The organism is Arthrobacter sp. USHLN218, assembly GCF_037144715.1.
GTDB lineage: Bacteria > Actinomycetota > Actinomycetes > Actinomycetales > Micrococcaceae > Crystallibacter.
This window is the reverse complement of record NZ_JBBCYT010000001.1, coordinates 622,231-635,693: the sequence shown is the minus strand read 5'-3', so window position 1 is coordinate 635,693 and position 13,463 is coordinate 622,231. Positions and strand designations below refer to the sequence as shown.

Annotated in this window: 9 protein-coding genes; all 9 read right to left on the bottom strand. The window is 70.5% G+C overall.

Annotated features, from left to right (window positions below):
- Nucleotides 1-346: 346 nt before the first annotated feature.
- Nucleotides 347-865 (bottom strand): DUF2087 domain-containing protein, encoded by a 519-nt coding sequence (locus WFH44_RS02760; RefSeq protein WP_336711545.1) that lies wholly within the window; start codon nucleotides 863-865, stop codon nucleotides 347-349.
- Nucleotides 866-878: 13 nt separating this feature from the next.
- Entirely contained in the window at nucleotides 879-3,104 is a 2,226-nt protein-coding gene (ligA, locus tag WFH44_RS02755; RefSeq protein WP_336711544.1) for an NAD-dependent DNA ligase LigA, read from the bottom strand.
- Nucleotides 3,105-3,169: 65 nt separating this feature from the next.
- Nucleotides 3,170-3,910, bottom strand: coding sequence for a hypothetical protein (locus WFH44_RS02750; RefSeq protein ID WP_442892851.1), 741 nt, complete (start codon nucleotides 3,908-3,910; stop codon nucleotides 3,170-3,172).
- A gap of 60 nt (nucleotides 3,911-3,970) precedes the next feature.
- Nucleotides 3,971-5,548: a serine/threonine-protein kinase gene (locus tag WFH44_RS02745; RefSeq protein WP_336711543.1), complete on the bottom strand. Its 1,578-nt coding sequence runs from the start codon at nucleotides 5,546-5,548 to the stop codon at nucleotides 3,971-3,973.
- Complete coding sequence (locus WFH44_RS02740) at nucleotides 5,545-7,419, bottom strand: FHA domain-containing protein (RefSeq protein ID WP_336711542.1); 1,875 nt, start codon at nucleotides 7,417-7,419, stop codon at nucleotides 5,545-5,547. The genes WFH44_RS02745 and WFH44_RS02740 overlap by 4 nt, the downstream gene beginning before the upstream one ends.
- Entirely contained in the window at nucleotides 7,419-8,288 is an 870-nt protein-coding gene (locus tag WFH44_RS02735) for a PP2C family protein-serine/threonine phosphatase (protein ID WP_336711541.1), read from the bottom strand. The genes WFH44_RS02740 and WFH44_RS02735 overlap by 1 nt, the downstream gene beginning before the upstream one ends.
- Entirely contained in the window at nucleotides 8,285-9,505 is a 1,221-nt protein-coding gene (locus WFH44_RS02730; RefSeq protein WP_336711539.1) for an RDD family protein, read from the bottom strand. The genes WFH44_RS02735 and WFH44_RS02730 overlap by 4 nt, the downstream gene beginning before the upstream one ends.
- Nucleotides 9,490-12,093 carry a transglutaminase-like domain-containing protein gene (locus WFH44_RS02725; RefSeq protein WP_336711538.1) on the bottom strand — a complete coding sequence of 868 codons (2,604 nt, stop codon included), beginning with the start codon at nucleotides 12,091-12,093 and terminating at the stop codon, nucleotides 9,490-9,492. Before WFH44_RS02725 ends, WFH44_RS02730 begins: the two co-directional genes overlap by 16 nt.
- Complete coding sequence (locus tag WFH44_RS02720) at nucleotides 12,090-13,451, bottom strand: DUF58 domain-containing protein (protein ID WP_336711537.1); 1,362 nt, start codon at nucleotides 13,449-13,451, stop codon at nucleotides 12,090-12,092. Before WFH44_RS02720 ends, WFH44_RS02725 begins: the two co-directional genes overlap by 4 nt.
- Nucleotides 13,452-13,463 lie beyond the last annotated feature (12 nt).

Genomic DNA, 13,463 nt, shown 5'->3' with positions numbered 1-13,463 from the left:
CCTGTGCGACTCCCAGGTTGGCAGGCCGGTACCGAGTATGCACCGGCGGATCCGTCCGGAAGGCGAGGCGCCAACAGGCCGAGCCGCAACACGCCTCCGAAGTTGGGCGGTTCCGGCCATGTGTGAAGGGACGACGGATGACTAAGGGATGACGGATGACGCTCCCCTACTGGTCCTCCGCGGAAGAACCGTCCCCGCCCGAACACCGCCGATACCAACGCATGCCGAACACCGCCGGCGATTACACCCGCCGGACACCCCCGGCACCTACGCCAGACGCACGCCGCCGGCACCTACACTTTTCGGACACCCCCGGCACCCACACTCCACCGGAGACCGCGGGTACTTACTTCGGCTGGGCGCGGCGGTAGGCGCTGCCGTCCGCTTCGCGCGCCAGGCAGCGGTAATCGACGAGGGCGCGGCGGAGCATCGGGATGTCGTCGGTGAAGTCGGCGAGGCGGCTGTTCACTTCCTTTTCAGTCAGCGTCTGGCCGGGGCCGATTATCCGGTCGCGCACGTAGTGCAGGACCTTCAGCCGGTCTGAGGCGCGGCGGGGCAGCGATTCGATCCGGCCGTCGACGAGGAACCGCTCCGGCCCTGAGGGTTGGGGCCGCCGCGCATTGGCCAGCGCGGCTTTGAAGACGTCCTCATTCGCGACGAGCCGTCCGTCTTCCTCGCGGACGAGGCCGGAGCCGACCAGCCGGCTGCGTTCCTTCGGTGTGAGCTCCGGCTGCTGGCCAAGAACCACCGCCGCGTATAGCTCGCGCAGGCGGTGGCTCGCGAGTGCCGACAACAACTGCTGCCAGCCCGCGGGCGAGGCGGCATGCCCCGCCTCGCCCGGTTCCGGCGTCGTACTTGCGGGCATTACTGGCCTCCGTTCAGGCTTCCCCTGTCTCCAGCAGGCGGACGAAGCCTTCTTCGTCCAGGATGCGCAGGCCCAATTGCTCGGCCTTGTCCAGCTTGGTGCCGGCGCTCTCGCCGGCCACGACGTAGTCAGTCTTCTTGGACACGGAGCCCGAGGCCTTGCCGCCGCGGGTGATGATGGCTTCCTTTGCCTCGTCGCGGCTGAAGTTCTCCAGCGATCCGGTGACCACTACGGTCAGGCCCTCCAGCGTCCGCGGCTTGCTTTCATCCACCTCGTCGGCCATCCGGACACCGTGCTTGGCCCAGGTGTCGACGATCTCGCGGTGCCAGTCGACGGCGAACCACTCGGTGAGCGCTGCGGCAATGATCGGGCCGACGCCGTCGACGTCCGCGAGCTGCTCTTCGCTGGCCGCCCGGATGGCGTCCATGGAACCGAAGGCTGTGGCAAGGGCGCGGGATGCGGTGGGGCCGACGTGCCGGATGGAGAGGGCCACGAGGACCCGCCACAGCGGCTGGCTCCGTGCCTTCTGGACTTCCTTGAACAGCTTCTGCGTGGTGGCCGAGGGCTTCGACGGGGTCTTCGCGGTCGGCTTGGTCCAGAAATACGGGATGAGCTCCCACTCGCCGGTGCCGACGCCCTTGGACCGCTTTTCCCGCCAGACTTTGACGTCGGCCAGCGCGTCGCGCAGTGCCGGGTCTTCGTAGTCCTCCGCGAGCTCGAAGATGCGCGCCTCGTTGGTCAGGACGCCGGGGCCTTCAGGAGCAGGGCGGCCGCCGATCGTCGCGGGGTCCGGGCCGGGTCCCGAGGTCAGCGCGATGGCGGCTTCCCAGCCGAGGGCCTCGATGTCGAAGGCGCCGCGGCCGGCCACATGGAAGACGCGCTCACGCAGCTGCGACGGGCAGGACTTGGCGTTCGGGCAGCGGATGTCGACGTCGCCCTCCTTCGCCGGCTTCAGTGGCGTCCCGCAGGAGGGGCACTCGGTCGGCATGACGAATTCCCGCTCGGAGCCGTCGCGCAAGGCCACCACGGGACCGACGATTTCCGGGATCACGTCGCCGGCCTTGCGGAGCACGACGGTGTCTCCGATCAGCACGCCCTTGGCCTTCACGACGTCCTGGTTGTGCAGGGTCGCCATCTCCACCGTGGAGCCCGCCACCTTGACCGGCTCCATCACGCCGTAGGGCGTCACCCGACCGGTGCGCCCGACATTGACCTGGATATCCAGCAGCTTGGTGTGGACCTCCTCCGGCGGGTACTTGTAGGCAACGGCCCAGCGCGGGACGCGCGAGGTGTGGCCGAGGGCCCGCTGCAGGGCGAAGTCGTCCACCTTGATGACGATGCCGTCGATCTCGTGGAGCAGGTCGTGCCGGTGGTCGCCGAAGTGCTCGATGAACTTCAGCACTTCGTCGTAGCTGTCCAGCACCTTGTAGTACGGGCTGGTCGGCAGCCCCCAGTCCTGCAGCAGCGCGTAGGTCTCCGACTGGCTGGACGCCGCGAGGCCCTCCCGCGCACCGATGCCGTGCACGAACATGCTCAGCGGACGCTGGGCCGTCAGGGCGGGATCCTTCTGCCGCAACGAGCCGGCGGCGGCATTGCGCGGGTTCGCGAACGGCGCTTTGCCGGCCTCCACCATCTGCTCGTTGAGTTCGAGGAACGCCTTCGAGGGGATGAAGACCTCGCCGCGGATCTCCACCTCCGCCGGGTGGCCCGAGCCCTTCAGCGTGCGCGGGATGTCCTTGATGGTCAGCGCATTGTGCGTGATGTCTTCGCCGGTGTGGCCGTCGCCTCGGGTGGCGGCGCGGACCAGCTCGCCGTTCCGGTACAGCAGGTTCACCGCCAGGCCGTCGATCTTGACCTCGCTAAGCCACGTCAGCTCGTCGACGCGGCCCTGCTTCTCCACGGACGCCGTCGCGCGGCCGATCCAGACCTGCAGCTCCTCGAGGGAAAAGACATCCTCCAGCGAGTACATCCGCTGCAGGTGCTCCACGGGGGCGAACGCCGCGGACACCTCGCCGCCGACTTCCTGGGTCGGCGAGTCGTTGGCCACCAGTTCGGGGTGCAGCGCCTCGATTTCCTCGAGCCGACGGTAGAGCTGGTCGAACTCGGCGTCCGAGATGAGCGGTGAGTCCTCGTTGTAGTACGCGTACCGGTAGCGGCGCACGTCCTCGGTCAGCTGCTCATACTCATTCCGGATGCCCTGGGCGGGGATTTCGTCCGTCTGCGGTTCGACTCTGCTCACGGGTTCTATCTTGCCCTAACAGCGCCGCTGCCCCCGAGAACCCGGCGGAAATCGTGCCGGAGCCGTCAGTCCTCCGGGTCGCGCTGCGAGTCCAGCAGGGGCAGGTCCGCCGCGGTGACCAGGTGCGAGGAGACCGCGTGTTCCACCAGCCGGGCACGCCGGTTGGTCGCCAGCCTGCCGCCGCCCCCGCGCAGGCCGGCGACGCCGACCCGGTCCAGCTTGTCGCAGACGTTGTCCAGCTTCCGGTTGAACTTGGTCATCGGCCAGCCCAGCCGCGCGGCGGCCTGGGTCGAGGACGGGATGGAGCTTAGCCCGGTTCCATCGCGCCGCAGCATCGGCTCGGCCAGCGCCACAATGAGCGCCTTCTGCGAGTCCGTGAAGACCACGGGGCCGATGGTGGTGTCCCCCACCGAATCCTGCTCCCGCGCCTGCTGCCGGAATGCCGGCGTCTTGACATGGACGGACAGCTCGTAGGTTGTCGGCCCGGCCGTGAACACCACGTTGGTATGGCTGAAGACCATGGGGATCCGGGCCCCCGGGGCCAGCCAGGCCTGCATCCCCCCGCTGCTGTCCGCGATCGTCGCCGAGATCATCGTTCCGACGTTCGTCATCCACCAGATGCCGTCGTACCGTGCCAGCTCCAGGAATTTCCGGTGCAGGTAGGGATTCTCGTCGATCTCCAGATCGCCCTCGCGGCCGATGCTGAAGACCCCCTCATCCTTGGCCTCGAACCATTCGCCGCAGAACTCAATGCTGAGTTCGGCTCCGGCGGTGTCCCCCATCTTCGTGACTTCCTTCCGTGTCATCGTTCCGGCCGCTGAGACAGCCGGTGGTGCGGCTGGCATGCCGCAAAAATTGTTGCCTGGTCAATCCGCGCACCCGCGGACCGGGTCCGACGACTTTCCATTGGTCCGCAGGACCACGACCTCGATGCATGTGCGGTCGTTCCCCGCGACCGGCACCGTGACCTTGTCCTCGCGCGTGCGTTCCGGCTCGCCCTTGCCGAGCGCCGTCACCGGCGTCCAGATGTACATGTCCCCGTCACGTTCGTCCGGATTGGTCCAGCTGAAGGTGGCCTTGGCGCCGTCGATCTTGCCGGTCAGGTCCTCCGGCGGGACGATGTTGCCGGCCAGGCCGTCGATGGCGTTGGCCGGCGGCTGGCTGACCGGCGGCGGGGCCGCTTCCTTCTCGGGAGCGGGGAGGTTGAGGATGGCAACCGCGCCGGCGGCCACCAGCACGGCCGCGCCTATGGCGCCGGCCACCAGCAGCGGCCGCTTCTTTCCACGTACGACGGCGTGGTCCCCGGTCCGCGGGTCCGCAGACTCCTCCGGAGCGCGGGTTCCGGAGCGCAGCACCGTTGCGTCGTCGGCTCCCAGCGCAGTCTCCCCCGCGGGCAGCGCGGCGGTGGTGCCGGCGCCGGCGGCCGGCACCGTCCGGGTGGTGTTCCTGTCGGGAAAGACCGGCCGACCCAGCGTGGGCGAGCGGGTGGTGCCGTCCGGATCGATCGCCACGATCTGGCGCACCCGGGTGGCGTCTCCGCCCTCGTCGGCGGGCAGGTCGTCGCCGGGGTTCGCCTCTTCGAGCACCTCGAACGGCGTGACGGAGAGGTTGTGCTCCGCCTGGATCCGCTGCAGTGCCAGCGCGAAGGCATGGGCGGAGCGGAATCGCGACGCCGGCGACTTCGCCATCGCGGTGGCCAGAGCCTGCTCCAACGACTCCGGCACATCGGCCCGACGCAGCGAGGGCAACGGGGCGGTGGCGATGCGGTTCATCAGTTCGCGCTGGGAGTTGTCCCCGCCCGGCCGCACGAAGGGAGACCGTCCGGCGAGCAGTGTGTAGAGCGTCGCGCCGAGCGCCCAGATGTCGACCTTGATGCCGTCCGCGTTCGAGCTGTGGAATACCTCCGGCGGGGACCACGGAATCGACATGCCGGCGTCGTCGTCCATGCTGTCCGTGGTGCCGGAGATTCCGAAGTCCGTCAGCGCCGGCCGGTTGTAGTCGGTGACCAGGATGTTGGCAGGCTTGATGTCCCGGTGCACGATGCCGGCCCGGTGGGCGGTCTCGACAGCGGAGGCGACCTGGATTCCGAGCGAGAGGACCTCGTCGACGCCGAGCGGCCCGCGGCGGTACCGGACGTCCAGGCTCGGCCGCGAGCAGTACTCCATCGCCAGGTAGGAGTGGCCATCCGCGGTGATGTCCGCCTCGTAGATCGTGACGATGAACGGGTGCGTGGACAGCTGCGCCATGAGGTTGGCTTCGGACTCGAAGCGGCGGCGTGCGCCCTCCGTCTTCAGGTCGGCGACCAGCACCTTGACGGCGACTTTCCGCGTCGGCCGGTCCTGTTGGTAGAGGTAGACGTCGGAGAAGCCGCCGGAGCCGAGCAGGCTGACGTAGCGGTAGCCGTCGATGGCGGGCGGCGGCGCGGGCGGACGCTTCGAGCTCACAGAAGGTCCTCGAAGCGCAGCGAGACGCCGTCGCCCAGGTCCGCGATGTCGCCGTCGAACAGGATCATGGACTCGCCCTGGCCCAGCCGGCGCGGGGGCTGCCCCTCACGGATCAGCATGGTGCCGTTGGTCGCTTTCAGGTCGCCCAGGATCACGTGCCAGCCCTCCAGCCGTACCTCAAGGTGCGAACGCGAAATGTCGCCGCTGACGCTGCGGACCTGCACCAGCTGGGGCATGACGTTACCCTGCACCCGGGAGGCCGCCGGCTGCCGGCCGACGATCACCGGCCGGTCGAGCTCGATGACCTCCCCCGAGGACAGCCGCATCTTGCCGAGGCTGGGGCGCTTCACCTCGCTCGCGTCGCTGGCCAGCGGCGCGGCACAGCGGGAACAGGCCGAACGCGTCGGCGGATTGGCATGGCCCTGCGGGCAGACCCGGGCCAGCACCATGGGGCCGGTCGTCGCCGGGGGCTCGGCCGGCGTACCCGGCGCCGCACTTCCGCCGGGCAGGTTCTTCAGGTCGCTCCGCACCAGGGTCTGGCCGTCATGGTCGCCCTCGAGCGGGGGCCTGGATGCAGCAGGAGCGGCCGGCTGCGCGGGGGCGGTCGGCACCGCGGGCTGCGCGGGGGTGGGCTGCGCGGGGCTGGGCTGGATCCGTCCAGCGGCCTCGGCGGCCTGCGATTCGGCGGCGCGGGCGCGGGCGGAGGCCGACGGCGTCAGCCATGGCACCGAGTCGATCAGGCTCGCCGTTTGCTTCGCCGGGGCGAGGGCCTGAACGGGCGGGCCGGCGGGGGCACGGGTAACGACGGCGGGTGGCGGGGTCTGCGCCGGAGGCGCCGAGTAGGCGGCATCGCCGGCAGGCGGGTTCGCCGGCAGGTTGGCGCGCTGGGCCTTGGCGTGGACGACGGTCTCCTCGATGTCGCCCTCCCCGTCAGAGTGAGCAGCGTCAATGTGAGCAGCGTCGGTTTCCGCAGCGCGGGAGTCCTCGGCATCGAGGTCCTCGGCATCGAGGTCCTCGGCATCGAGGTCCTCGGCATCGCCGGGCGTCAGGAGGGTGTCGTCGGAGGCCGGGGCGTCGAGGGCGTCCGGCTCTTCGGCACAGGGTTCTTCAACGCGGGGTCCTTCAACGCAGGATTCCGCGACGACGGACTCGGGCGCGAATGCGGGCGGCAGGACTCGTCCGGCGGTGACCTGGTCCTGCGGCTGCGACGCCGCGGGGTTCGCGGGCCCGGCCGGGGCCTGGTCCTGCACGTGTGGCTGCGGCTGCGACGCCGCGGGGTTCGCGGGCCTGGCCGGGGCCTTGTCCTGCACGTGTGGTTGCGGCTGCGAGGCCGCGGTTGGCTCTTGCGCTGCCGCGGCTTCCGCGCGGGCTGCGCGCACGAGGTCCGCCGCATCCTCCTTCGACGTACCGCTCGAGGCGGTTCCGCCGTCGTCGTTCCCCACCCTGATGCCGCCGAGCTGGACCACGCCTTCGGCCAGGGGCAGCCAGCGGCAGGCGCCGTCCTTGCCGGCGTTGATCACGACGTCGAAGGCCTCCTGTTCGGGCAGCAGTCGCTCGGTCCAGGTGGTCACGCCCTGGCCGGAGAGTTCGGCGGCTCCTTCGCTGCCGTCGGTGTTGACCACGACGTCGCCGCGCAGGATGGTGTGCATCTTGCCGTCGAAGGAGATGATGGCGAACTCGGGCAGGGCCGCGAGGTCCGTCCCGTAGCCGCTGACGACGGCGCCGAGCACGGACTGCAGCGTCGGGCGGCCTGCGAGGACTGCCCAGAGATCATGCGCGACGTCTTCCCTTGTCCCGCCGTCCAGCAGCACGATCGTGCCACCGCGGACCAGCCCCAGCCACGGGCCGGGGCGGTAGGAAATCGCTGGCATTAGGGTTCCCCCTCGGTCGGAGCTGCGCCGGGTTGGCCGGCGGCGGGCCGGGGCAGCGTATTCGTTTCTTCGGGCTCGTGCCGCGGGGCCGTGGCTTCCTGCTCGGCCTGGCAGGCCAGGGCGGCGTCGACCACCAGCACGGTGATGTTGTCCCGGCCGCCCGAGCGCAGCGCCGCCTGGATCAGGCCCTGCACCGCGTCCTGGGGGCGCTCGTTCGAATTCAGGATGGCGTAGATGTGCGCGTCGCTGACCTCGGAGGTGAGGCCGTCGGAGCAGATCAGCAGCCGGTCCCCCGATTCCACGGGCAGCATCCAGAAGTCCGGTTCGGCGTCGTCCCCGGTGCCCAGCGCCCGCGTCACCACGTGGCGGCGGGGATGCACCAGCGCCTCCTGCGCCGTGATCCGGCCGGACTCCAGCAGCTCCTGGACCTCGGAGTGGTCGATGCTGATCTGTTCGAGCTTTCCCTGGCTGAGCCGGTAGGTCCGGGAGTCGCCGACGTTGAACACCAGCCAGTAGGCGACTCCGCGTTCCTCGACGAGCGCTGCCCCGGTGACCGTGGTGCCGGCGCGGGAGGCCGCGGCGATGCGGATCCGGCGGTCGGCGTCCGCCAGCAGCTGCTGCATCTGCGCCGCGCCCAGCGGACGTTCGCGGGCATACTCGGCCAGCGTCTCGACGCAGATGCGGCTCGCAACCTCGCCAGCCTCGTGGCCGCCCATCCCGTCCGCCACCGCGAACAGCGGGGTCGCCGCGACGAAGGAGTCCTCGTTCAGTTCCCGGCGCAGCCCGCGGTCGGTGCCGGCTCCGATGGTCAGCTGCATGGAGTCGAGGCGGAGATCCTGGTCGCCCTGCCGCTCCTGGTCCCCGGTCATGCCTGCCCAATGGTGAAGCTGCGGTCCCCGAAGTGCACCGTGTCCCCGATCCGGGCGGCGACGGGGCTGCCCGGGGTGAGCTGGTTGCGGAAGCCGTCCGCGCCCGTGACCGCCGTGCCGTTGGTCGAGTTGCGGTCCGCGACCCACACGGTTCCGCCGTCCACGCGGAGCTGCAGGTGCGTCTTGGAGACGGAACGTCCCATGTCGGCGAAATCGATCAGGTGCTCGACGTCCTCGCCCTCGGCAGCGGCGGGGTTCCGGCCGATCAGCACGGTGCCGTCGACCGGGACTTCGCGTCCGTCATCGAAGCGGATGGCTAGTCTCCGCGGCTGCGGCGCCTGGGCGCGGTCCGCCTGGGCGGGCGCTGCCGTGGCAGGATCGGTGCGAAGCCGGGTGAAGGCCAGCTCGTCCTCCGCCTGCGCGTCGGGTCCCGCGGGGCGGGAAACGTACGACGCCGGTGCCTCCTGCGGTGCGGATGCCACCGAGGTGCCGCCCGCCGTCGTGCTTTGTCCGGACGCCGCGCGCGGGGCCGGTGCCGCAGGCGCGCTGAAACCGGGGATGCCCGAAATAATGCCGGAGGAGCCGGCCTCGGCCGCGTTGGCGTCGAAGGCGGGCCATTGCTGGCCGGCGAAAACCGGTTCGGCAACGGGGGCGACCGGCTGGCCGGTGGGGGCGACGGGCTGGCCGGTGGGGACGGCGCCGTAGAGCCCGCCGGTGGTCAGCGGATCCCGGCCGGCGTTGACGTCCAGCACCAGGGTCTTGGCCACCTTGTCATGCCAGCCCTGGCGCTTGTGGTTGGGGTCCCAGAGGTTGGAGATGACTACGACGATCGGGCCGACTACCGGCACGGTGTTGCTGACCGCAAGGATGAGCCCGCGGATGAAGATCGCGGCCGGGCCCGGGGCCTCGCCGTCCTCGCTGGCGGTGCGCAGACCGAGCAGGACATTGCCCGGGGTCTTGCCCGAGCGGGCTTCCCACAGCCATTTCCAGATGGTGTAGGCAAGGATCAGCACGGAGGCAATGCCTGCGGCGAGGAAGAAGCCGCCCAGCGCGGCCGCCGTCGCGGTTTCGCTGCCGGTCGAGGCCGCCGAGACCACCGACGGGAGGCTAATGCCGTAGGCGATGCCCGCCACGATGGCCGGAGGAATCCTGTCGACCAGCCATGCGCCGAGTCGCTTGCCCGCCGACGCGCTGACGAGGTTCAGTCTTGCCGCCACGTACCGTCCACTCCCTCGTCTTGTTGCCTGCCCGGTGACTCTACTGTACGGGGCGGTTCCCCGCCGCCCGCGCGCAACATACCGGGTGCTGCGGCGCGCCGTTTTGCCATGCGGGACCGCACATCGGCCAGCAGGGACCGCAGCGAGTACCTGGCCCGCTGCCGCTTCCAGAAGCCTGCGCCGGCCGACATCTCCTCCAGCGACTTGTCCACGGTCTCCCAGTACTGCCGGACCTGGACTTCCGTGGGTTCGCCGTGGCCGAAGACCGCGGCGTCGGCCCGCCGCGCCAGCAGCGTGGTGGTGCCGGAGGCGGATGGAAAGGCCTCGGCCAGCTCGGCGGCGTGTTCCCGGCGGGTGGCACGCGGAGTGGCCGCGGCACCCATGTCCATAGCCAGGGAGACGACCTCGCTCCAGCCGCCGCTGACGCGTGTGCTGGGCAGGCCTTCCGACGCGCGCCGCTTGCGCCGGCGCAGTTTGAGCCAGGCAATCAGCAGTAGCGGAATCATCAGGATGACAACCGGAATCAGTGCCACGCCGACGACGGTGAACAGCCAGCCCCACTGCTCCCAGAAGCCTTTGTCGTTCTGCTCCGCGTCCTGCGGTTCCGGGGCCGAATCCGGCGGAAGCTCGGCCGGCTCCTGCGGCGGGGGCGGCGGCTGCAGCACCTGCGGCTTGGGCGTGGACTTCGGCTGCTGCTGCGGGGGCGTCGGTTCGTTGTCTTTGTCCGGCGTCGGGTCGAAGGCCACCCAGCCGGCATTTTCGAACGCCACTTCCACCCAGGCGTGGACGTCCTTGCCCTTGATCTCCACCGGGTCGGCGGCGGTGCGTTCCTTCGCCGGGTCCGGGTAGAAGCCCATGACCACCCGGGCGGGCATGCCCAGCTGCCGGGCCATCAGCGCCATCGCGACGGCGTACTGCTCGTCGTCGCCGATCATCTGTTCGGCGTCCAGCAGGGCGGTGATGCGGCCGGCGCCATGGCCGGAGAGGCTGCGGGCCTCGTCCTCCTTGCCGTTCGAGAAGAAGCCGTTCTCGTGCAGCGCCCGTTCCAGCTGCCGGGCCTGTTCGATGGGTTCGGTGGCATCGCCGACCAGCTCGTTCGCCTTGGTCGCGATGACGGGCGGGACCTGGTCCGGCTCGGGCAGGGACAGCCGTGCGAAGCCGTCCTGGGCCAGCCGGCCGTCTTCCGGCTTCTCCGGGAAGGTCACGTTGACCGAGTATGTGTCCTCAGGGCGGATGTAGGACGTGGCGAGAGCGGTCTCCGAGTCCTCGTTGTAGTAGAGCGACCCGCCGAGTTCCTTGGCGCGCGGCCCATCCATCGCCACCCCGTTGAGCTGGCCGCCGGCCGGCAGCCACACGCCGGTGTAGTCGCCGACGCTGAAGTCCAGCTCGGCCGACTCCCGGTCACCGGCGAGCGTGCCCAGCGAGCTCGCGTCCCCCACCGGAGTGTAGTTTCCGCCGCTTTCGGGATTCACGTTGTAGACCACGCCGTCGTAGGTATCCAGCGCGGCCAGCCGCACCCGTTCTCCCGCCGGCAGTCCGCGCACGGTGAAGAGGGTGTCCTCCGACTTGTCCTTCACGTACTGGCGGAAGTTCATCAGCGGCGACGGGTAGTCGTACAGGTCAACCGGGGGAACGACGACGTCGCGCAGCACCTTGCGGTCCTCGCCCGCGGTGAGTGCCGGAGACGCGAGGGCGGTCGCCGCCGTCGCAACGGCCAGCACGCCGGCTGCCAAGCCGGCGCGGCGCATGGTGGAGGCGCGGCGGGCGGCCGGCTCGGCCGGATTGAGCCCCGCTCCCCCGGCCAGGCCGCCGGTGCGGGCAGCGTGGTGCCGCCACGCCAGCCAGGCGACAGCCGCCGCCACCAGCAGCACGCCGCGCAGGAGCGGCAGCGTCGGGGCGTTGGTGCCGAACGCGATGCCCAGGATGAACAGGGCGGTCACCGGCAGCGCCGCCCAGTAGAGGCCCCTGGTCCGCCAGGCGAGCGTCCCCGCCAGCAGCGCCGCGGCCAGCGAACCGAGGAAGGGAACCACGAGCATCCCGCCGCCGACGCCGACGGGCGCGGCCACCGTCAGGATGTCCTTCCAGGCGAAGATGAAGCCGGTCAGCACCGTGCGCAGCGACTCGAGCGACGGAAGGAACCCGGCGATCGCCTCGGCCGGGGCGGCGAATGTACTGCCCAGGACGAGGTAAGCGACCAGGCCCGCCGTCGCCGTCGCCAGCAGACCCAACCGGTACCAGGCGCAGCCCAACGCCAGCGCGAGGCCTAGCAGGACTCCGCCGATGCCGGCGACCAGGTAGCGGGGATCCCCGCCGAAGACGTTGTGGAAACCGAGGACGCCGAGGGTCAGCAGCAGGGTAAGGACCGCAGCGTCGATGCCGATGCTGCGCCAGGAGCGCGGGATCGCGAGCCGCGGGGCGGCGGCCAATGCGGCCCACCCGAGCGTTCGTGCTGACCCGCCCGAGGCCGGTCCGGGTTGCGTGGCGGGCCGGTCCACTTCCCGCTTCCGGGCCTTGCGCTGGCCCTCGGCGCGGCGCCGCGCGCGGGTAGGTTCGCTGTCCGGGCTGTCCGGGCTGTCGGTGGTGCTCATGCGGCAGCCTTCCTCAAAACAATGCCAAGGTCTTCCAGGTTGCCGAGCGACAGCACGGTCAGGTCGCCGATCGTGGCGCGCGAGGCCTCGGTGCCGAAGGAACAGCGGATCGCGAAGGCGCGGATGCCGGGCGGGATGGTGGACGCCGCGCGGCGCAACTGGGTCGGCGTGGTGTGTGCCCCGGTGACCAGGAAGAAAACGGAGGCGTTGGGTACTGCGTCGGCCGTCGACCGCGCCAGCTCCACGGCGGTCGCCCGCTGCGGCCGGCCTTCGATCCGCGTCATTTCGTCCAGCAGGTTCCGGCCGGTTTCGCTGCGCAGCGGCCCCTGCTGGGTCATCACGCTCAGGTTCCGCTGCTCGCGGATGGCCTGGAGGCCGATGGAAGCACCGGCGGACACGGCCAACTCGAATTCGGCTTCGGAGGCGTATTCCTCGGTATTCGTGGAAACGGCGATGGCTAGGTGGGCGCGGCGGGTTTCCTCGAACTGGCGGACCATGAGCTGGCCGGTCCTGGCCGTGGTCTTCCAATGGATGTGCCGCCGGTCATCGCCGGGCACGTAGTCGCGGAGTGCGTGGAAGGACACATCGGCGCTGGAGAGGTCCTTGGTGGGCAGGCCTTCCAGGTCACGGATGAAACCGGAGGCGGTGCCCACCAGCGCGGTGGTCCTCGGGTGGACGTAGAGGTCCGTCGGTTCGGTCCACATCATCTGCCGGCGCAGCAGGCCCAGGGGGTCGGCACGGACCGAACGCACGGGCCCCACCACGATCACCGCGCGGCGTTGGGTGGGGATTGTGAACAGGTCCTCGTGGACCTGGCCCGGCTGCATGCGCGGCAGCTGGAACACTGCCGTGCCTGCGCCCACCGGAAGCTCCATCGCGGCGGGCAGCAGGGGCTTGGCGGCGATGTTGGTGACGGCGATACTTCCGACGGCGTGGTCCCCCACGGCGACTCGCGTGCGGGCGAGGTCCAGTTCAACTCCGTAGGAGGACCGGCCGAGCACGAAACCGACCGCGATCAGCAGCAGCAGGGCGGCCATGAACCCCGCGGTCCGGGCTTCCGCCCATCCGAAGGCGGCGCCCAGGCCGAACAACAGCACGCACGTGCCCAGCACCATCCAGCCCAGCGGCGAAACGACGGCGAGGACGGGCCGTACGTAGCGCTCCAGCAGCGCTCCCGCTTTCTTCCACCAGGGCGCCACGTACTCGCGGCCCAGCCCGGCGGCCTCCGCCAGGAGGGACCGCGGATGCAGCCGGCTGCTCGCCGGCGGGAAGGCACGAGGGAGAGCCTTGTGGGCGACGCGCGTCAGCGTGCCTTGCGCCGCCGCCAGCCGGCCCCGGACGGTTTTGGTTCTCGACATGCTCGCCTCTGC

Bases quoted from the DNA above. Each gene is read 5' to 3' on its own strand.
- WFH44_RS02760 (WP_336711545.1), bottom strand. From the start codon at position 865: ATGCCCGCAAGTACGACGCCGGAACCGGGCGAGGCGGGGCATGCCGCC.
- WFH44_RS02750 (WP_442892851.1), bottom strand. From the start codon at position 3,910: ATGACACGGAAGGAAGTCACGAAGATGGGGGACACCGCCGGAGCCGAA.
- WFH44_RS02740 (WP_336711542.1), bottom strand. From the start codon at position 7,419: ATGCCAGCGATTTCCTACCGCCCCGGCCCGTGGCTGGGGCTGGTCCGC.
- WFH44_RS02735 (WP_336711541.1), bottom strand. From the start codon at position 8,288: ATGACCGGGGACCAGGAGCGGCAGGGCGACCAGGATCTCCGCCTCGAC.
- WFH44_RS02725 (WP_336711538.1), bottom strand. From the start codon at position 12,093: ATGAGCACCACCGACAGCCCGGACAGCCCGGACAGCGAACCTACCCGC.
- WFH44_RS02720 (WP_336711537.1), bottom strand. From the start codon at position 13,451: ATGTCGAGAACCAAAACCGTCCGGGGCCGGCTGGCGGCGGCGCAAGGC.